General features: G+C 61.9%; 17 protein-coding genes and 1 tRNA gene. 15 read left to right on the top strand and 3 right to left on the bottom strand.

The window, feature by feature from the left end; genetic code table 11:
* Positions 1–19 precede the first annotated feature (19 nt).
* Both B0G75_RS27745 and B0G75_RS27740 read left to right on the top strand, forming a co-directional pair.
* Entirely contained in the window at positions 20–1,369 is a 1,350-nt protein-coding gene (locus tag B0G75_RS27745; RefSeq protein WP_106313286.1) for an NAD(P)/FAD-dependent oxidoreductase, read from the top strand.
* 93 nt (positions 1,370–1,462) lie between these two features.
* Positions 1,463–2,347 (top strand): dienelactone hydrolase family protein, encoded by an 885-nt coding sequence (locus B0G75_RS27740; protein ID WP_106313285.1) that lies wholly within the window; start codon positions 1,463–1,465, stop codon positions 2,345–2,347.
* Positions 2,348–2,453: 106 nt separating this feature from the next.
* Here the strand turns inward: B0G75_RS27740 and B0G75_RS27735 are convergent, their stop codons facing one another.
* Complete coding sequence (locus tag B0G75_RS27735) at positions 2,454–3,323, bottom strand: sulfurtransferase (protein ID WP_106313284.1); 870 nt, start codon at positions 3,321–3,323, stop codon at positions 2,454–2,456.
* A gap of 265 nt (positions 3,324–3,588) precedes the next feature.
* Positions 3,589–4,695, bottom strand: coding sequence for an aromatic ring-hydroxylating dioxygenase subunit alpha (locus B0G75_RS27730; RefSeq protein WP_106313283.1), 1,107 nt, complete (start codon positions 4,693–4,695; stop codon positions 3,589–3,591).
* A 286-nt stretch (positions 4,696–4,981) separates the two neighbouring features.
* On the opposite strand from B0G75_RS27730, the gene B0G75_RS27725 reads away from it, so the two are divergent.
* The 4 genes from B0G75_RS27725 to folE2 all read left to right on the top strand — a co-directional run bounded on the left by B0G75_RS27725 (position 4,982) and on the right by folE2 (position 9,222).
* Complete coding sequence (locus B0G75_RS27725) at positions 4,982–5,290, top strand: exodeoxyribonuclease VII small subunit (RefSeq protein WP_106313282.1); 309 nt, start codon at positions 4,982–4,984, stop codon at positions 5,288–5,290.
* On the top strand, positions 5,287–6,168 hold the full coding sequence (locus B0G75_RS27720) for a polyprenyl synthetase family protein (protein WP_106313281.1): 882 nt from the start codon (positions 5,287–5,289) through the stop codon (positions 6,166–6,168). Before B0G75_RS27725 ends, B0G75_RS27720 begins: the two co-directional genes overlap by 4 nt.
* Positions 6,169–6,253: 85 nt before the next feature.
* Complete coding sequence (dxs, locus tag B0G75_RS27715) at positions 6,254–8,161, top strand: 1-deoxy-D-xylulose-5-phosphate synthase (RefSeq protein ID WP_106313280.1); 1,908 nt, start codon at positions 6,254–6,256, stop codon at positions 8,159–8,161.
* Between the two features lie 254 nt (positions 8,162–8,415).
* Positions 8,416–9,222 carry a GTP cyclohydrolase FolE2 gene (folE2, locus tag B0G75_RS27710; RefSeq protein WP_106313279.1) on the top strand — a complete coding sequence of 269 codons (807 nt, stop codon included), beginning with the start codon at positions 8,416–8,418 and terminating at the stop codon, positions 9,220–9,222.
* A gap of 77 nt (positions 9,223–9,299) precedes the next feature.
* Here folE2 and tsaD read toward each other — a convergent pair whose 3' ends face one another.
* The gene (gene tsaD / locus B0G75_RS27705) at positions 9,300–10,328 is read right to left on the bottom strand and encodes a tRNA (adenosine(37)-N6)-threonylcarbamoyltransferase complex transferase subunit TsaD (protein WP_106313349.1); all 1,029 of its coding nucleotides are present in this window, start codon (positions 10,326–10,328) and stop codon (positions 9,300–9,302) included.
* Between the two features lie 121 nt (positions 10,329–10,449).
* Between tsaD and B0G75_RS27700 the strand changes: the two genes are divergently transcribed.
* From B0G75_RS27700 to B0G75_RS27665, 9 genes are all read left to right on the top strand, one after another.
* Complete coding sequence (locus B0G75_RS27700) at positions 10,450–11,667, top strand: NAD(P)/FAD-dependent oxidoreductase (RefSeq protein ID WP_106313278.1); 1,218 nt, start codon at positions 10,450–10,452, stop codon at positions 11,665–11,667.
* Between the two features lie 68 nt (positions 11,668–11,735).
* Complete coding sequence (gene rpsU / locus B0G75_RS27695; protein WP_106282666.1) at positions 11,736–11,948, top strand: 30S ribosomal protein S21; 213 nt, start codon at positions 11,736–11,738, stop codon at positions 11,946–11,948.
* 234 nt (positions 11,949–12,182) lie between these two features.
* Positions 12,183–12,629 carry a GatB/YqeY domain-containing protein gene (locus B0G75_RS27690; RefSeq protein WP_011490548.1) on the top strand — a complete coding sequence of 149 codons (447 nt, stop codon included), beginning with the start codon at positions 12,183–12,185 and terminating at the stop codon, positions 12,627–12,629.
* Between the two features lie 80 nt (positions 12,630–12,709).
* Complete coding sequence (gene dnaG / locus B0G75_RS27685; protein ID WP_106313348.1) at positions 12,710–14,581, top strand: DNA primase; 1,872 nt, start codon at positions 12,710–12,712, stop codon at positions 14,579–14,581.
* Positions 14,582–14,672: 91 nt separating this feature from the next.
* Positions 14,673–17,078 carry an RNA polymerase sigma factor RpoD gene (rpoD, locus tag B0G75_RS27680; protein WP_106313277.1) on the top strand — a complete coding sequence of 802 codons (2,406 nt, stop codon included), beginning with the start codon at positions 14,673–14,675 and terminating at the stop codon, positions 17,076–17,078.
* 153 nt (positions 17,079–17,231) lie between these two features.
* Positions 17,232–17,319 (top strand) — tRNA-Ile (locus tag B0G75_RS27675).
* A gap of 155 nt (positions 17,320–17,474) precedes the next feature.
* The gene (locus B0G75_RS41485) at positions 17,475–17,990 is read left to right on the top strand and encodes a hypothetical protein (RefSeq protein ID WP_258194734.1); all 516 of its coding nucleotides are present in this window, start codon (positions 17,475–17,477) and stop codon (positions 17,988–17,990) included.
* 202 nt (positions 17,991–18,192) lie between these two features.
* On the top strand, positions 18,193–18,366 hold the full coding sequence (locus B0G75_RS40825) for a hypothetical protein (RefSeq protein ID WP_181309367.1): 174 nt from the start codon (positions 18,193–18,195) through the stop codon (positions 18,364–18,366).
* 947 nt (positions 18,367–19,313) lie between these two features.
* The gene (locus B0G75_RS27665) at positions 19,314–20,447 is read left to right on the top strand and encodes a porin (protein WP_106313275.1); all 1,134 of its coding nucleotides are present in this window, start codon (positions 19,314–19,316) and stop codon (positions 20,445–20,447) included.
* Positions 20,448–20,488: the final 41 nt, after the last annotated feature.

Genomic DNA, 20,488 nt, shown 5'->3' with positions numbered 1-20,488 from the left:
GGCAAATACGGAGAGTTCCATGCATCGTTTTATCGTCGTTGGCGGAGGCGCGGGGGGATTGGAACTGGCGACGCGTTTGGGCGATCGCTATGCACCCCACAAGAACAAGGGCGGTGTGCAGGCGCAGGTCACGCTCGTCGACCGCAACCCCACTCATATCTGGAAGCCGCTGCTGCATGAAGTGGCGGCGGGCAGCATGGACCCGTTCACGCAGGAGCTCGAGTATGCGGCGCAGGCGCGTTGGCACGGCTTCGAATTTCAGCAGGGCGACCTGACGGGACTGGACCGCGCGAATAAGCGCCTCACGCTCGGCACCGTGCTCGACGACGACGGCGCCGAGCTGCTGCCCGAACGCCAGCTCGAATACGACACGCTGATCATCGCGATCGGCAGCACCACCGCCTTCTTCGGCGTCAAAGGCGCGCCTGAATTTTCCCTCGCACTCGACACCGTGAGCCAGGCCGAGCGTTTTCGCAAACGTCTGATCGCGGCCTGCATGCGCGCCGAGCATCAGGTGCATGAACCCGTCGAGGCAGCGCCGGACGCCGGCGCGCCCGGCGAGCCGCGCATTCAGGTGGCCATTGTCGGCGGCGGCGCGACGGGCGTGGAACTGTCGGCGGAATTGCGCAACACGGCGCAGGTGCTGTCCGCCTACGGTCTGCACAAGCTCGATCCGCGGCATGACGTCGGCATCGTGCTGATCGAAGCGGGGCCGCGGATTTTGCCGGCTTTGCAGGAGCGCGTTTCGACCGCCACGGCCGAGCTGCTCACCAAGCTCGGCGTGAAGCTGATGATCGGCGAAACCGTGGCCGAAGTCGCGCCCGGCATGATCCGCACCGCGAGCGGCAAAACCGTGCGCGCCGATCTGACCGTGTGGGCGGCCGGCATCAAGGCGCCGGCGATTCTGAGCGAGCTCGACGGCCTGCCTGTCAATCGGCTGGGCCAGCTCATCGTGCGCCGCACGCTGCAAACCGAAACCGACGATAACGTCTTCGCGCTCGGCGATTGCGCGGCGTGTCCGTGGCCGGGCAACGAGCGCAACGTGCCGCCGCGCGCGCAGGCGGCTCACCAGCAGGCGAGCTTCCTGATGAAGGCGCTGGCGGCGCGGCTCGAACACAAGCCGCTGCCGGAGTTCACCTATCGCGACTTCGGATCGCTGGTGTCGCTCGGGCATTTCAGCGCCGTTGGTAATCTGATGGGCGGGGTGATCGGCGGCAATATGCTGATCGAAGGGCTGTTCGCGCGTTTCATGTACATGTCGCTGTACCGGCTGCATATCGCCGCGCTGCACGGCTACGCGCGGATGGTGCTCGATACGTTTGCTCACTGGTTGCGCCGTACCACGCTACCGCGGGTCAAGCTGCACTGAGGCGCCCGGACGGCGTCCGGAAACGTTGCATCTGCAACAGGATGCGTGTCGGGCGTATCCTGTTGCCTCCAACGTTCAACCAAGGAGCGCCGCATGCTGAAACCCGACATCGACAGCCTGGTCCCGCACGTCCCCTTCGACCGGCGTACCTTCATCAAGGCCGCGCTCGGCACTGGCTTCGCCGCCGCTGTGCTGCCCGTCTCGGCGCAAACCATTCATACCGATAGCGACGGCCTCGAAGCGGGCGAAGTGGCGGTGCGTTCCGGCGACACCCTGGTGCCGGCCTATCGCGCGCAGCCGAAAGGCAAGACGCACTTGCCGGTGATCATTGTCGTGCACGAGATTTTCGGCGTGCACGAACATATCGCCGACGTGTGCCGGCGCTTTGCCAAACAGGGTTATCTCGCGATCGCACCGAATCTGTATGAACGGCAGGGCGATCCAACCGTTTATACGAGCATGCAGCAACTCAACGAGCAACTGGTCAGCAAAGTGCCGGACGAACAGGTGATGAACGATCTCGACGCGACCGCTGCCTGGGCTGGCGAGCACGGCGGAGATCTGAAGCGGCTGGGCGTGAACGGGTTCTGCTGGGGCGGCCGGATGGCGTGGCTGTACGCCGAACATAACCCGGGGTTGAAGGCGGGGGTTGCCTGGTATGGGCGGGTAACAGGCGCAAAGAACGCGATGATGCCGGCAAATCCGCTCGATCAGGTGGCGCAGCTTCATGCGCCGATGCTGGGACTATACGGATTGCAGGATCAGAGCATCCCGCAGGGCTCGCTCGAACAGATGAAGCTGGCTATCGCGCAAGGTCCGCAAGCGGGGCGGGGTTCGCAATTCGTCGTGTACAACGATGCGGGTCACGCGTTTTTCGCGGACTACCGGCCGAGCTACAAGAAGGCCGACGCGGAAGACGGCTGGCGCCGTGCGCTGGCGTGGTTCAAACAGCATGGGGTGGCTGAGCTTGCGACTTGAGCGGCCAGCGGGCCCGCGCTTCCTCGCTTGCGATAAAAAGGCCGTTGCCGCGTTCGGGCGGCAACGGCCTTTTGCTAATGGCGTGCTGTGGTTTTCGCCGCGGCGCTCAAGGATTCGCGCCCGTCGCAATAGGCCGTTTCGGGTCCGAACTCCACTCGCTCCACGAGCCCGGATACAACGCCGCGCCGTGCAGGCCGGCGACTTCCATCGCCAGGGCATTCACGCATGCCGTGACGCCCGAGCCGCATTGCAGGACCACGTGCTCCGGCGGCGTGTCGGCAAGCAGCGCGTGGTATTCCTCGCGCAACGTATGAGCCGGCTTGAAGCGGCCGTCGGCGGTGAGGTTGTCTTTAAAGAAGCGATTGAGCGCGCCCGGAATGTGGCCGCCGACACGGTCCAGTGTCTCGTTCTCGCCGCGATAACGGTCGGCCGCGCGTGCGTCGACCACCACGTGCTCTTTCGAGCCCAGATTGCGCTCGACCGTTTGCGCATCGACTGTAACGGACAGCGGAGCGCCTGCCTTGAAGTCGCCCGTGTTCTGGGCCGGCGCGTCCTGCGTCAGCGGATGACCGCCGGCTTCCCACGCCTGCAGTCCGCCGTCGAGCAGCGCGACCGCGTCGTGACCGAGCCATCGCAGCAGCCACCATGCACGGGCGGCGTACATGCCGCCTTGCGCGTCATAGGCGACGACTTGCTGGCCTTGCTTCAGGCCGCGCGACTCCAGCGTCTCCACCAGCCGCGCACGATCCGGCAGCGGATGGCGGCCGTTGTGACCGTTCTTCGGCCCGGACAGATCGCGGTCCAGATGCAGGTAGTGCGCGCCCGGCAGATGCCCGGCCAGATAGGCTTTTTCGCCTGCTTCCGTGTCGGCCAGATCGAATCGGCAATCGATGACGAACACGCTGCCCGGCGCGGCGGCAAGCCGTTCCGCGAGATTGGTCGCGGAAATCAGAGTGGTGTAGTGAGTGTGCGGCATGACGTCTCCTGTCGACCCGAGTTAGCGCTTTAGCGCTTACTCGGGTCCCATGCAAAGCGGTCGACCCGAGTTAACGCTTTAGCGCTAAATCGCGTCCCATGTAAAGCCCGATACGGGCGATGGCGGCTCCCGTTGGAACAACTTGCTGCCACCAACGGCTGGCCGAGCTATGTCGTTAGTCTAAACAAAAAAAGACGGGCCGAAGCCCGTCTTTCCATGCGCTGATTACGGCCAGAAGAATCTGGTGAATCTGATTCAGCGCCGATCAGATCGTACCGAGTTCGCGCCGCAAGAATTCGTGGAAGTGCTGCATGCCGTCTTCCATCGGGCTCTGATACGGGCCGACCTGCGATTCGCCGCGCTTCATCAGCGCGCGGCGGCCGGCGTCCATGCGTTCGGCGATCTCGTCGTCTTCGCGGGCCGTTTCCATGTAGGCGGCGCGCTCGGCTTCGACGAATTCACGCTCGAACAGCGCGATTTCCTCAGGGTAATAGAACTCCACCACGTTGGTGGTTTTCTGCGGACCACGCGGAATCAGCCACGACACCACCAGCACGTGCGGATACCACTCGATCATGATGCCCGGGTAGTACACCATCCAGATCGCGCCGAATTCGGGCGGATTGCCGCCGCGAAAGCGCAATACTTCGTCGTGCCACTTGCGGTAGGTGGGACTGCCCGGCTGCTCCAGATCCTTGTGCACGCCGACTGTCTGGACGCTGTACCACTCGCCGAACTCCCACGTCAGGTCGTCGCAATTGACGAAACTGCCAAGGCCCGGATGGAACGGCGCGACGTGATAGTCCTCCAGATAGACCTCGATAAAGGTCTTCCAGTTGTAGTTGCATTCGTGCACTTCGACGTGATCGAACATGAAGCCCGAAAAATCGAAGTGTTCCTTGGTGCCGAGCCGCGCCAGATCGCGCGCCACGTCACGCCCCTGCGCTTCGAACAGCAGGCCTTGCCAGTTCTGCAGCGGCGTGGCGCCGAGATTCAGGCAGGGGTTGTCGGCAAAATGGGGCGCACCGAGAAGCTGGCCGTTCAGGTCGTAAGTCCAGCGATGCAGGGGGCAGACGATATTCTCCGTCTGGCCGCGGCCGTTGAGCATGATGGCTTGCCGGTGGCGGCACACGTTCGACAGCAGTTCGACTTGCGACTGCTGGTTACGGACGAGCACACGCCCTTCGCTCTCGCTCGGCAAAGCAAAATAATTCCCCGCCTCGGGCACCATGAGATCGTGGCCGATGTAACGAGGACCTTTCTTGAAAAGGGTTTCGATTTCGCGCGTTAGAAGCGCTTCGTCAAAGTAAGCCGTGACTGGCAGCTGGCTGTGGACAGACCGCAACTGCAATGCATTGCTCAGATTGGACATTCCCACTCCCGTGAAGACGTGAAAGCAGTGAACAACCCAACCATCGAAGGTTTCGATTTAGGGAGCCCGCGATTATACCTGTTTCCCCTTGTTTGGGGCCGTTAAGTGCCTGATTTGGGTCAAAATTCTCAGGAAAGTTCGACGTTTTCGCCGCAGACCGATCGTTTTTTTTCTGCGAGACTGCTGGGACGGCGCACAGCGGGGAGGCGGGGCGCAGGGCTGCGGCGGCTCGGAAATATCGCTTTTGCCGTAGAATGTCCGACTTGTTTTAATTTTGCGACTATTCATGGCGAAGACCGCGTCGAAAGATACTGCTGCCACGCCAGCCGAAGGCGCCGACAGCACGCCGCTGCCCGAGAATTACGAGGCCGCCCAGGCGGAGCTGGAAGGGTTGGTTGCCCGCATGGAAAGCGGCAACCTGAGCCTCGAGGAGTCGCTTACCGCCTATCGGCGCGGCGCCGCCCTTGTGGCGTTTTGCCAGCAACAGCTCGAGAAGGTCGAGCAGCAGGTGCGCGTGCTCGACGGCGAGACGCTCAAGCCGCTGCCCATGAATACCGCAGGCACAGCCGCTACTGAAAGCGGGGACGACCTATGACATTCGAACAATGGATGCGCTCGGTATTGGAGCGCGTCGAAACGGCACTAGAACATTACCTGCCGACCGAGGCAACCGAGCCCGCCACGCTGCATGAAGCCATGCGCTACGCGGTGCTGGGCGGCGGCAAGCGGGTTCGCCCGCTCTTGTGCCACGCGGCCGGCGAACTGACCGGCGCGCGCGCCGAGTGCCTCGACGCGGCGGCTGCAGCGCTGGAGATGATCCATGTGTACTCGCTCGTCCACGACGACATGCCGTGCATGGACGACGACGCGCTGCGTCGCGGCAAGCCTACCGTACACGTCAAATATGACCAAGCAACGGCACTGCTGGTTGGCGACGCGCTGCAATCGCAGGCGTTCGTTTCGCTGACATCGGACGTTCTGGCCCCGGCGCAGCAGGCCGCGCTGGTGCGCGAACTGGCGCTGGCGAGCGGCTCGATCGGCATGTGCGGCGGGCAGGCCATCGATCTGGCGAGCGTCGGCCACACGCTGACACGCACGCAACTGGAAACCATGCACCGCATGAAGACCGGCGCCTTGCTGCGCGCCGCAGTGCGCATGGGCGCACTGGCGGGCGAAACGCCGGACGCGGACGCCATGCGTTCGCTCGACGCGTATTCGGCCGCTGTCGGCCTCGCGTTTCAGGTCGTCGACGATATTCTCGACGTCACGACCGATTCGGCGACGCTCGGCAAAACGGCAGGCAAAGACGCGAAGGACGGCAAGCCGACCTACGTGTCGATTATTGGGCTCGACGCATCGCGCGCGCTCGCAGCGCAGTTGCGCAGCGACGCTCACGCCGCGCTGGCGCCGTTCGGCGCACGCGCGCAGCGTCTTGCCGAATTGGCCGACCTGGTGGTGAACCGGGTTAGCTGAACGCGAAAGCCCGCCGCCGTGCGTCTCCGTTATGAGGCGCATGTATGAAGTGCGGGCGCGTAAGTTTTCCTACAATGGAACGACGATGTACGACTTGCTGAAAACCATTGACGACCCGGCAGCCTTGCGCCGCCTCGATCGCCGCCAATTGCAACCGCTTGCCGACGAGTTGCGTGCCTTTGTGCTCGACAGCGTATCGCAGACGGGCGGCCATCTTTCGTCCAACCTCGGCACGGTCGAGTTGACCATTGCTCTGCACTATGTGTTCGACACGCCGCGCGACCGGATCGTCTGGGACGTCGGCCATCAAACCTATCCGCACAAAATTCTGACGGGCCGCCGTGACCAGATGCACACGTTGCGTCAGCTGGGCGGCATCTCGGGCTTCCCGAAGCGTGACGAGTCGGAATACGACACGTTCGGCACGGCGCACTCCAGCACGTCGATTTCCGCCGCGCTCGGCATGGCGATCGCAAGCAAGCTGCAGGGCGACAACCGCACGGGCATCGCCGTAATCGGCGACGGCGCAATGACGGCCGGCATGGCATTCGAGGCGATGAACAACGCCGGCGTTGAAGACGACGTGCCGCTGCTGGTCATCCTGAACGATAACGACATGTCGATTTCGCCGCCGGTCGGCGCGCTGAATCGCCATCTGGCGCGCCTGATGTCGGGCCGCTTCTACGCCGCCGCGCGGGCCGGTGTCGAACGCGTACTGCGCGTCGCGCCGCCCATGCTCGATCTCGCCCGCAAGCTCGAAGAGCACGCCAAGGGCATGATCGTGCCGGCCACGCTGTTCGAAGAGTTCGGCTTCAACTACATCGGCCCGATCGACGGTCACGACCTCGATTCGCTGATCCCGACGCTGCAGAACATCAAGGAACTGCGCGGTCCGCAATTCCTGCACGTCGTGACGAAGAAAGGCCAGGGCTACAAGCTGGCCGAAGCCGATCCGGTGCTGTATCACGGCCCGGGCAAGTTCAATCCGGCTGAAGGCATCAAGCCGGCCACCACGCCGTCGAAGAAGACCTACACGCAGGTCTTTGGCGAATGGCTGTGCGACGCGGCCGAGCTGGACGCGCGTGTGGTCGGCATCACGCCGGCCATGCGCGAAGGCTCGGGCATGGTGGAGTTCGAGAAGCGCTTCCCGGACCGTTACTTCGACGTCGGCATCGCCGAGCAACATGCGGTGACGTTCGCCGGCGGTTTGGCTGCAGAAGGCATGAAGCCGGTGGTCGCGATCTACTCGACCTTCTTGCAACGCGCCTACGATCAGCTGATTCACGACGTCGCGCTGCAGAACCTGCCGGTGGTGTTCGCTATCGACCGCGCGGGTCTGGTCGGCGCGGACGGCGCTACGCACGCGGGTGCTTACGACCTGGCGTTCCTGCGCTGCATCCCGAACATGACCGTGATGGCCGCGTCGGACGAAAACGAATGCCGGCAGATGCTGTACACGGCTTTGCAGCAGCCGAACCCGACGGCGGTGCGTTATCCGCGCGGCGCCGGTACGGGCGTCGCCACTGTCAAGCAGATGGCGGCGCTGCCGCTCGGCAAGGGTGAAATTCGTCGCGAAACGTCGCAACCGGCCGGCAAGCGTATTGCGATTCTGGCGTTTGGCACGATGGTCGCGCCGTCGCTGGCAGCCGCCGAGCAACTGGACGCGACGGTCGCCAACATGCGCTTCGTGAAGCCGCTCGACGCCAATCTGGTCCGTCAGCTGGCCGAAACGCACGACGCCATCGTCACGGTCGAAGAAGGCTGCGTGATGGGCGGCGCAGGCTCGGCTTGCGTCGAAGCCCTGCTTGAAAGTGGGGTTATGCGACCCGTACTACAATTGGGCCTCCCCGATCGGTTCATCGATCATGGGGACCCGGCCAAGCTGCTCGCCGCGTGTGGTCTCGACGCCGCGGGTATCACCAAGTCGATCCGCGAGCGCTTCCTGTCGAGCGGCGCGGTCGGCGGCCAGTCGTCGGTGAAGCGGGTCGCGTAAGCGTCGCCGCTCGCGGTGCGGCCGCCGTGCCATGGCGGCCATAAGCAATCTCCAACTTGAATCGGTGGGCCTTCGGGCCCATCATCCAACGCCGGCAGGGGCCGGCGTTCGCCGTTGCGCGCCTTGATCCGCGCGGCCGCCGGGAGCCGCCAAGCCTGTCGCTTCGCGACAGCCCTCGCGAGCGGACTGCCCGAAGGGCTTCTTTGCGGGCAAAAGACTTGGGGCGGTCCGGCGTTTCCTGAAAGGACAAGAAGATGAATCAGATGAATCCCGCCTTTGTGATGCCCGACGTACAAAGCACGCCCGACACCCGTCAGATCCCGATTCAACGGGTCGGTGTGAAGGCCGTGCGCCATCCGCTGACGGTTCGCACGCAAAGCGGCGAGGTGCAGCCGACGGTCGGTACGTGGAATCTCGACGTGCATCTGCCGGCTGATCAGAAGGGCACGCACATGTCGCGTTTCGTTGCGTTGCTCGAAGAGAACAAGGCGCCGCTGGAACCGGCCACGTTCCGCACCATGCTCGCCGCCATGCTCGAAAAACTCGAGGCCGAGGCCGGTCGCATCGAGGTGTCGTTCCCGTACTTCGTGAACAAGACCGCGCCGGTGTCGGGCGTGCAAAGCCTGCTCGACTACGAAGTCACGCTGACGGGTGAGACTCGCAACGGTGCGACGCGTCTGTTCCTGCAGGTGCTGGTGCCGGTGACGAGCCTGTGCCCGTGTTCGAAGAAGATCTCGCAGTACGGCGCGCATAACCAGCGCTCGCACGTCACGATCAATGCCGAACTGGCGGGCGATGTGGCCGCGGAAGAACTGATCCGCATCGCCGAAGAAGAAGCCTCGTGTGAACTGTGGGGCTTGCTCAAGCGCCCGGACGAGAAGTTCGTCACCGAGCGCGCTTATGAAAATCCGAAGTTCGTCGAGGACCTCGTGCGCGATGTTGCGCAGCGTTTGAACTCGGATGAGCGGATCGTCGCCTACGTGCTGGAAGCCGAGAACTTCGAGTCGATTCACAATCACAGCGCGTACGCGGTAATCGAGCGGGATAAGCGGGCGGCTTGACACGCGCTTTAGCTAAACCCAACAAAAAAGCCGCTTCTTTTGGAAGCGGCTTTTTTTACGACCAAACGATGGGTGGTTCAGCGTGCGAGGGACGTCAGATCCCAGCGCGGCTTCACCGTGAACGCGTAGTCCTTGCCCGACTGATCCGGCCAGCGCTGCAGTCGCAACGCGCCGGCCAGCGCGATCATCGCGCCGTTGTCCGTGCACAGCGAGATGTCCGGATAGTGCACGTAAAAATTGCGTTTCTTTGCGGCAGCGGACAGTGCTTCGCGCAACTGCCGGTTTGCGCCGACACCGCCCGCGACGACCAACCGGTTGAGCTTGGTCTTCTTGAGCGCGGCCAGCGACTTCGCAGCCAGAACGTCGACTGCCGCGTCGACGAAACCACGCGCCAGATCGGCTTTCGCCTGCTCGCAGATATTGGCGCCGCCGAGCTTCTTGGCGTGCGTGAGAACAGCGGTCTTCAAGCCGCTGAAGCTGAAATCGAGGTCGCCGGAATGCAGCATGGGACGCGGCAGAACCACCGCGCCCGGCGTGCCGAATTCGGCCATGCGCGAGACTTCCGGGCCGCCCGGGTAACCCAGGCCGAGCAGCTTGGCGGTTTTGTCGAACGCTTCGCCGGCGGCGTCGTCCAGCGTTTCGCCGAGCGTCTCGTAGACGCCCACGTCCGTGACACGCATCAACTGCGTGTGTCCACCGGATACCAGTAGCGCGACAAACGGAAACGGCGGCGGCTCATCCACCAGCAGCGGCGACAGCAAATGCCCTTCAAGGTGATGAATGCCGATGGTCGGCTTGTCCCACGCCATGGCCAGCGAATTGGCGACGCTCGCGCCAACCAGCAGCGCGCCCGCGAGGCCAGGGCCTTGCGTGTAGGCGATTGCGTCGATGTCGCCGCGGGCCGCGCCGGCGCGTTCCATCACCTCTTCGAGCAGCGGCAGCGCGCGCCGGATGTGATCGCGCGACGCCAGTTCCGGCACCACGCCGCCGTACTCCCGATGCATCGCAATTTGCGAATGCAGCGCGTGCGCGAGCAGGCCGCGCTCCGTGTCGTAGAGCGCGAGACCGGTTTCGTCGCAGGAGCTTTCGATGCCGAGAACGAGCATGATGGTGGGCTTGAGCGGACGCAGAAGTGACAAAACTCCGGCATCCGAAAGTGAGAAGGCAAGCCTGAAAGTATAGCAGTGCGGGCAGGGCGCCGCCGACGCGCGGGTACAATGCGGCCCCATGGAATCCTTCGATATCGCAGTGATCGGCGCAGGCGCGGCCGGCATGATGTGCGCGGCGGTGGCCGGGCAACTCGGCCGTCGCGTGGTGCTGATCGACCACTCGCAGCGTCTCGCGGAGAAAATCCGCATCTCCGGTGGCGGCCGCTGCAACTTCACGAATCTGTATGCCGGCCCGGCTAATTACTTGTCGGCCAATCCGCATTTTTGCCGCTCGGCGCTCGCGCGCTATACACCGCGCGATTTCATGGCGCTCCTCAAGCGTCATCATGTGACTTGGCACGAGAAGCACAAAGGCCAGCTCTTCTGCGACCAGTCGAGCGACGCGGTCATCAATGTGCTGAAGAACGAGTGCGATGCGGGCCGCGTGGCGTGGCGCACGCCGCTTGCGGTCGAGCAGGTGCGACAGGATCCGCAAGGGCGCTTCACGCTGGATACGCAGGCGGGGCCGATCGTCGCTCGCGCGCTCGTGGTCGCGACCGGCGGGCTGTCGATTCCCAAGATCGGCGCCACCGATTTCGCCTACCGGCTTGCCAAGCAGTTCGGTCACAAGCTGATCGATACGCGGCCGGCGCTAGTCCCGCTGACTTTCGCAGCCGGAGACTGGGAGCCGTTCGCGGCGCTATCCGGCGTCTCGCTGGAAGTGCAACTGGCGACCGGCAACAAAAAAACCGGCGCCGAATTCAACGAAGACCTGCTGCTCACTCACCGCGGTCTTTCCGGCCCAGGCGTGCTGCAGATTTCGAGCTACTGGCAGCCCGGCGAGCCGATTCACATCAACTTGCTGCCGGAGCAGGACGCTGCGACAGCCTTGCTGGAAGCGAAGACCGGCACGAAGCGGCAGATCGCCAATCTGTTGTCGGAATGGGTCCCGCAGCGGCTCGCCCATGTCTGGCTGGAAACCCATCAGATTCCCGCCGAAGCGCGCGTGGCCGATTTGCCGGACAAAACCCTGCGCCGCGTCGGCGAGGCGCTGTCGCGCTGGACGCTCACGCCCAACGGCACGGAAGGCTATCGCAAAGCCGAAGTGACGCGCGGCGGCATCGACACGCGCGACCTGTCGTCATCGACGATGATGAGCGCGCGCGCGCCGGGCTTGTACTTCATCGGCGAAGCCGTCGACGTAACCGGCTGGTTGGGCGGCTACAATTTTCAGTGGGCATGGGCGTCGGGTGTGGCGGCCGGCGAGGCGGCCGCGGAGTATGCCAGAGGGGCTTGACGGCGCTCTGGCTTTGTGAGAAAGCTCTGCTATACTCCTGAACCTTTACAAAGTTCCGTTATTGAAAAATGACGACCATCCGCGTAAAAGACAACGAGCCGTTTGAAGTTGCCATGCGCCGGTTCAAGCGCACCATGGAGAAAAGCGGCTTGTTGACGGAACTTCGCGCTCGCGAGTTTTACGAAAAGCCTACGGCCGAGCGCAAGCGTAAGAAGGCGTCCGCGGTGAAGCGTCATTTCAAGCGTCTGCGTAGCCAGATGCTGCCAAAGAAGTTCTACTGATTCTGGCGTTGCCGCGGTTCCCGTCTAACGGAGCGGCGACATTCAACCGGTGAGGGCGCAACAGGTGCCATCACGGAAAACACGGCCCTTCGGGCCAGCCGGCAGGGTCGCAACCACCACGCACAGTGTGCCAACCCGCTTGAGGAAGCAGTCCCAAGCGGGTATTCGTGTTGATGCGCGTGCTGAGTGGTTAGTCTGGCCGGTTTTTCAAATTCCAACGCATTCAGGTGAGTGATGAGTCTCAAGGACCGGATCAACGACGATATGAAGGCCGCCATGCGGGCACGTGAGACCGAGCGCCTCGGCACGGTCCGCCTGCTGCTCGCCGCGATCAAGCAGCGCGAAGTCGACGAGCGCATCACGCTCGACGACACCGCGATCACCGCTGTCATCGACAAGATGATCAAGCAGCGCAAGGATTCGATCAGCCAGTTCGAAGCCGCTGGCCGCACCGATCTGGCCGACAAGGAAAAGGCCGAACTGGCCATCTTGTCTGCCTATATGCCGGAGCAGATGTCCGAGGCGGAGATCGTCGCCGAAGTTCAGGCCGCGGTGGCGCAAACCGGCGCAGCCGGACCGCAGGACATGGGCAAGGTGATGGGCGTGCTCAAGCCGAAGCTGGCCGGCCGCGCCGACATGACCGCTGTTTCGGCGCAAGTCAAAGCCGCGCTCGCGAAGTAAATTTCCGTATTTTCGCGTCGTGCATGCTGTTTTTCGACGGCGTGCGCGGCGTTGAGTTTTTTAAGGCAGCGTCATTTACTGTGATTCCACCGTCATTCCTGCAGGACCTGCTCAACCGCGTCGATATCGTCGACGTGGTCGGCCGGTATGTGCAGTTGAAAAAGGGCGGCGCGAACTTCATGGGGCTGTGCCCGTTCCACAACGAGAAAAGCCCATCGTTTACGGTTAGTCCGACTAAGCAGTTCTATCACTGCTTCGGTTGCGGCGCGCACGGTACGGCGATCGGGTTCCTGATGGAGCACGTCGGGTCCTCGTTTCCCGAGGCAGTCAATGAGTTGGCGCAGTCCGTCGGGTTGACCGTGCCAAACGAGCCGTCGCCCGGCTATGGCGGCGGCGGGTCCGGCGGCGGCTATGCGCCGGCAGCATCCAAAGCGGTCACAACCGCGCTTTCCGATGTCATGCAGACCGCCTGCGACTTCTACCGCAAGCAGCTGCGCAGCGCGCCGGTCGCGATCCAGTATCTGAAGAAGCGCGGCTTGACCGGCGAGATAGCAGCCCGTTTCGGACTCGGCTACGCCCCGGACGGCTGGCAGAACCTCGAACCGGCTTTTCCGAACTACCGCGACGATGCGCTGGTCGAATCGGGTTTGGTGATCGTCAGCGAAAAGTCCGACGCTCAGGGCCAGAACCGCCGGTACGACCGCTTTCGCGAGCGGATCATGTTCCCGATTCGCAATGTGAAGGGGCAGGTAATCGGCTTCGGCGGCCGCGTGCTGGACAGCGGCGAGCCCAAATATTTGAATTCGCCCGAAACGCCTTTATTTAACAAAGGCAGCGAGCTTTATGGGCTGTTCGAGGCGCGTCTGGCGATCCGCGAACAACACTACGTGCTGGTCGTGGAAGGCTACATGGACGTGGTCGCGCTGGCCCAATTGGGGTTTCAGAACGCGGTCGCCACGCTCGGCACGGCCTGCACGCCGATTCACGTTCAGAAACTGATGCGCCAGACCGACACGGTCATCTTCAGTTTCGACGGCGATTCGGCCGGGCGGCGCGCCGCTCGCCGGGCGCTGGATGCCTGTTTGCCGCACGCGGCGGACAACCGGACCATCCGGTTCCTGTTTTTACCGTCCGAGCACGATCCGGACAGTTATGTGCGTGAATACGGCACCGAGGCCTTTGCCGAGCAGGTCGAGCGGGCCATGCCGCTGTCGCAGTTCATGCTGAATGAGGTGCTGACCGGCAAGGAGCTTGATCAGCCGGAAGGCCGCGCCCGCGCGCTGTTCGACGCCAAACCGCTGCTGCAGGCGCTGCCAGCCAATGCCCTGCGCGCGCAGATCATGCATATGTTCGCCGACCGGCTCGACGTGCCGTTCGACGAAGTCGCCGCGCTGTGCGAGGTCGATTCCCGGATCGCGGCGGCGGCCCGCGCCGCACCGGCCCGCAAAGACCGGCGCAGCGTGACGGGGATCGAGGAAAAAACGCTGCGCAATCTGGTGATGTATCCGCGCACCGTGGGCGTGCTGGACGAAGAGGCTGAACAGGCGTTGCTCACGGTCACGCGGCACGGTGAACTGTTCGAGGAAGTGACGACGCATGCGCGTGCGCTGGGCGATTCGGCGGAGTTTCAGTTGTTGTCCGACCTATTGCGAAACGGCGCGAACGCCCCAACTTTCGAGGAAATCTTTCGCAAAATTCTAGACTATGATGAAAACGTCCGGGATTTGCTGCTGAAGGACCCGGAAGATGCGACCGTCATCGAGGAACGGCGCGAGCAGGAACGGATCGTTGGAGAGGAACTGAAGGCGGCGATCCTGAAGATGCGGTACGACGCTTATTGCGATCGTCTCGAGCAGCTTTCGCGGCAATCCCGGCACACGCCGGAGGAGTTTGCGGAACTCTCGGAGCTCAATCGGAAGCGGGCTGACATGAAGCGCCAGCTCGGGCTGTAGGCGGAGCGCGGAGACCCTCGGTGCTATAATAAAAGGTTTCCAGCGGATTGTTTTTCAAGGGTTTTCCTAGCAAAGGCGAAAAGGCGATGCGATGGCAAAGACTGCGGGCGGAACAACGGGCGGAAAGAAAACGACAGGCACAAGCTCCAAGGAGCCGACCAGAAAGGTCACCGAAGCCAGGTTAGTTTCTTCTGTCAGAAAAGCGTCTGCGGTCAGTGTTGCACCGGTTGCCGCGAAGAAGTCCTCGACCACTTCGGCTGCGCGAGCGGAGCCGGTCAGGGCGGCGAAAGTTGTAGCAGTACCGGCCACAAAGGGGTCGGGTGTCAGAAGCGCAAGGGAAGCGGCTGCCGCGCAGGACGATGCGGTAGTGCGCGAGGTTCCAGTATCCACGGTTCAACCGGCTGGCGTCCACCAGCCGCGAGTCGAGACTACAGCCGGTACGGCGAACTCCATGACGAAAAAGCTGAACGAAGTACCCGTCGATGACGACGCAACCCAAAGCGAAGAAAACCCCGCGGCTGCTGCTCCGGCCAAGGTGGAAAAGGCCAAGGCTCGCGACCGTCGTGCAAAGGAAAAAGCGCTGCTGAAAGACGCTTTCGCGTCGTCACAGCCGGGCACGGTCGAGGAACTCGAGGAGCGCCGCTCCAAGCTGCGCGCGCTGATCAAGCTCGGCAAGGAGCGCGGCTTCCTCACGTACGCTGAGATCAACGACCACCTGCCGGACAACTTCACCGAGACCGAGGCGATCGAAGGCATCATCAGCACGTTCAACGACATGGGCGTGGCGGTGTACGAGCAGGCCCCGGACGCTGAAACGCTGCTGCTGAACGACAACGCGCCGGCGGCTTCGTCCGACGACGAAGTGGAAGAGGAAGCGGAAGTTGCGCTGTCCACCGTCGACTCGGAATTCGGCCGCACTACGGACCCGGTCCGCATGTACATGCGTGAAATGGGCACGGTCGAGCTGCTCACGCGCGAAGGCGAAATCGAAATCGCCAAGCGGATCGAAGACGGCCTGAAGCACATGGTGATGGCCATCTCCGCATGCCCGACCACGATCGCCGACATCCTGGCGATGGCGGAGCGGGTCGCGAATGAGGAAATTCGCATCGACGAACTGGTCGACGGTCTGATCGACGCCAACGCAGAAGACGCGGACGGTTTCTCCGCGCAAGAAGCGGAAGCGATCGAGAGCGAAGACGAGGAAGTCGAAGAAGACTCGGAAGAAGACGAGGAAGAAGACGACGGCACGGCGCAAGCTACCGCTAACGCAGCGCAGATGGAAGCGCTCAAGCGTGCCTCGCTCGAAAAATTCGCGATGATCAGCGAATGGTTCGACAAGATGCGCCGCGCGTTCGAGAAGGAAGGCTACAAGTCCAAGTCGTATCTGAAGGCACAGGAAACGATCCAGAACGAGCTCATGACGATCCGCTTCACCGCGCGCACCGTCGAGCGTCTGTGCGACACGCTGCGTGCGCAGGTGGACGAAGTGCGTCAGGTCGAACGTCAGATTCTGCACACGGTGGTCGACAAGTGCGGCATGCCGCGTGCGGAATTCATCGCGCGTTTCCCGGGCAGCGAAACGGATCTCGAGTGGGCCGATAAGATCGTCGGCGAAGGTCACGCTTATAGCGCGATCCTCACGCGGAACATTCCGGCTATTCGCGAACAGCAACAACGTCTGCTGGATCTGCAGGCGCGGGTCGTGCTGCCGTTGAAAGACCTGAAGGAAACCAACCGTCAGATGGCGGCGGGCGAACTGAAGGCGCGTCAGGCGAAGCGCGAAATGACCGAGGCGAACTTGCGTCTCGTGATCTCGATCGCGAAGAAGTACACGAACCGTGGTCTTCAGTTCCTTGACCTGATTCAGGAAGGCAACATCGGTCTGATGAAGGCGGTGGACAAGTTCGAATACCGTCGCGGCTACAAGTTCTCCACGTATGCAACGTGGTGGATCCGTCAGGCCATTACGCGTTCGATCGCCGACCAGGCGCGCACGATCCGGATTCCGGTTCACATGATCGAAACGATCAACAAGATGAACCGCATCTCGCGTCAGATTCTGCAGGAAACCGGTCTCGAGCCGGATCCGGCGACGCTGGCCGAGAAGATGGAAATGCCGGAAGACAAGATCCGCAAGATCATGAAGATCGCGAAGGAGCCGATCTCGATGGAAACGCCGATCGGTGACGACGACGATTCACATCTGGGCGACTTCATCGAAGACAACAACACGGTTGCGCCGGCCGACGCGGCTTTGCATGCCAGCATGCGCGATGTCGTGAAGGACGTGCTCGACTCGCTGACTCCGCGTGAAGCGAAGGTGCTGCGCATGCGTTTCGGTATCGAGATGAGCACCGATCACACGCTCGAAGAAGTCGGCAAGCAGTTCGACGTGACGCGTGAACGGATCCGTCAGATCGAGGCGAAGGCGTTGCGCAAGCTGCGCCACCCGAGCCGTTCGGACAAGCTGAAGTCTTTCCTCGAAGGAAATTGATCGAAGCCGGCGTTCATTGCAAATGATGTAGCGGTTTGAAGGGGCCTCGCGGTTGTTTCGCCGTAGCGAAGCGGTTGCGAAGGCCCCTTTTTCGTGTAGTATGTCGGCCAATCAACGAATAGGCCCGGCCTTCACGACCGGGTCTTTTTTCTTGGGCCGGACGCCGTGCTGGTTGCAGGCAGCGGACTCATAATCCGCCTCCGAAAGGACACCGTCGGTTCGAATCCGACCCGGCCCACCATCGATGCAAAGAAAGGGTTCCGATAATGTCGGAACCCTTTTTTGTTTGTGTGTCGTGAAGCGGCTATTGGGCGCGCCAATATGTCACTTCCGTTGCGCTGTTAAGCTACGCGCCGCGGACTTCTATCCAGTTGGATAAAAGTTGTTCGTCGTCATATGAGCGGCATTCAGACGCGCCTGAAACTGATCGCTGCGGACTCAGGCGCGCGTGTTAAGCAACACATTTCACGCTGCGGAAATATCGTCATTCCTTTTGCGTTCGTCGGCGCAAACTCTGTCAGATTTATTCTTTCCTTTCGGGTTTCGTCTCGTCATTCGCTGGTTTCCGTTGGCGCTCTGACGCACAGACTCTATCGCGATGGCCGCGCTAACCTGAGTACTAGGCGGCCCGAAGTCCGCCCGGTGAGAGTGGCACGTCGTTTGCGCAAGCACGGCTTCCAAACCATATCAATAACGAGAACGACCATGCGACCTGACCACACCGCTGATGAGTTTGTCCAGACTCAACCTTTGTTGCCTACTTCGCCGGAAAGCGAGCGCGCAGGCGTGCCGCAACGGCAGATCAGCGCGTTGTCGCGCGTCACGTTCTGTTTCGCCTGGCTGTTCGGGCTGGAGCCGTTCCTGACCGGATCGGCCGGTGAGATGCCGCGCTCGCGGCTCGATCGTCAATAGTCTGTGACATGGTGCAACGTGCGCGGTCGTGCCATTGGGCGTTGAAAGTTTCGCCGCTCATTGAGGCAATTTCTACAGCCGGACATCAACCGATCGAGATCGTCACGCGAAGGCCCCGCAGGTCGACTGTAGCGCCGGCCCTTCGGGAATAGCCGTTGCGCGCTGAGCGTTGGGAGACATTCCCATTCTCAGGATGCTCATCATGCAAACCGACCCCACCATCGACCCCGTCGCCGATCCTGCCAACCAGCCGCTCGACGAACCCGGCGAGCAACCGCGTCCATTGCCGGGTGTGCCGCCCGAAACCGATCCGCTCGCGCCGGGCTCTTCACCCGAGGACGAGGAGGCGCTGCGGTGGTCGCAAGACGAGCCATAAGGTCGTGGTGGTAGGGAACTAGGGAAACTCCGTGTAAAAGAATGGCACGCTCGTGCCGTTTAATGAAGGTGGAAGGCTGTTCGACGTTTGCCGTCCGCTTTCAGCACGGGTTCTTGTCACGCGGCGGTCGGCGCCGCATTTCACCTCCGGGCAATGCCCGTGCTGAAGGCTTTCCCTTCGACGTACGGGTTTTGTGAAAACGCCTCAGTGGTTTCTGACTCGCCGTACGGATCCTTACAGACAAATGAGACGCGGGAGTTGCTGCGAGCACTTCCCAGGGCTGTATGCCGTCAGCTGTTGCGCGCGACAGCATAAAAAGGCGGCGCATACGCGGCGCGCACGGATTTCCAGCACCATCGAACTGCTCTACTGCTCAGCGCCAGAATAAAAGCACACCGTCAAATTCAATTGCCTTCGCAAAAAGAAGTTAATGGCCAGAGCTAAATAACGCGGGATAATTCGAGTCGAGCAAAGCGGCAGCATTAATTCAATAAAGTTCCCGGTTTTCCAAAATAAATTTACCGCGGTCGAATGCATGCGGCCTATTGGCTCCCTTGCGGGCAATCATACGTCTCTAATTTCCTGATTGCTCCGACCCGATTACGTCATGATTATTAAAACGCTGTTGCATGCACACAACTGAACATATTGAGAAGTTGCAAATTACTTATGACCACGGCAGGTGCGACACCCACCTAATTTGGTCATAAACGTCGGGAAAACAAAGACTTAATGCCTGCGGCGATTAGATTGTTGCTGTTTACGAAAAATCCTGTTGCGTGAATTGCCGACCTCGCTACCAGGGCGTCCCCCTACACTCACGCTTCGTTTCAAGGGTGCCCGACGATCCGGAACGGGTCGGTTGAAGGGCGGCAACAGGTGCGATGCACACGCTGCCGAGGCAGGTCCCGCTCCCCGCGTAAATTTATCGAACAGGAGTCCCACGCATGAAAAAGAGTCTCATCGTCGTTGCGGTTGCCGCATCGTTCGCCTCCGTCGCTCACGCACAAAGCAGCGTGACTCTGTATGGTCTGCTGGACGCGGGCCTGACGTACACCAGCAACGTCAACCACAACGCAAAGTGGGCAGCCGGTAGCGGCGGCATCAACCAAAGCATGTTCGGTCTGCGCGGTTCGGAAGACCTGGGCGGCGGTCTGAAGGCTATCTTCACGTTGGAAAGCGGCTTCAACATCAACAACGGCAAGTTCGCTAACAACAACGGCATGTTCAACCGTCAAGCGTTCGTCGGTCTGTCGAGCGCGCAATTCGGTACGGTCACGCTGGGTCGTCAATATGACGCAGCTCAAGACTACCTGGCACCGCTGACCGCAACGGGCAGCTGGGGCGGTACGTACTTCGCGCATCCGTTCAACAACGACAACCTGAACACGAACGGCGGCTACGCAGTCAACAACTCGATCAAGTACTCGAGCGCTAACTACGCTGGCTTCTCGTTCGGCGGCACGTACGGCTTCTCGAACCAGGCTGGCGCATTCGCAAACAACCGCGAATACAGCGTTGGTGCTGCATACCAGTGGCAAGGTCTGCACCTGGGCGCTGCTTACGCACAGCAAAACAACCCGGGCGCAGGTAACACGGGTGCTTCGGACGGTTCGTACGTCAACGCACTGGCAGGCAACGTCGGCAACTTCCGTCAACGTGAATTCGGCGTTGCTGGTTCGTATGCATTTGGCCCGGCAACCGTCGGTCTGGCATGGACGCAATCGCGTTCGGACAACTTCGTGGGCGGTCAGCAATCGCTGCGCGCTAACAACTACGAAGTCAACGGCAAGTACAACCTGACCCCGGCTCTCGGCCTGGGCGTGGCTTACACGTTCACGGACGGCAAGGGCTACGGCGTTGGCGCGAACGGTGGTTCGGAGTCGGTGCGCTACCACCAGATCGGCGTGCAGGCTGACTACTCGCTGTCGCGTCGTACGGACGTCTACGCTCAAGCCGTGTATCAGCACGCAATGGGCGACGGCGGTGTCGCTTCGATCTACAGCGGCGACAACACGCAACTGCCGTCGTCGTCGAAGAACCAGACGGCTGCTACGGTCGGTCTGCGTCACCGCTTCTAAGCTTCAGCAGAAGCTGGTTGGTGTACGAAAAGGTGCCGTTC

The organism is Paraburkholderia sp. BL18I3N2 (assembly GCF_003001875.1).
Lineage (GTDB): Bacteria > Pseudomonadota > Gammaproteobacteria > Burkholderiales > Burkholderiaceae > Paraburkholderia > Paraburkholderia phytofirmans.
The sequence above is the reverse complement of the archived record's forward strand: the minus strand, read 5'-3'. Positions and strand labels throughout refer to the sequence as shown.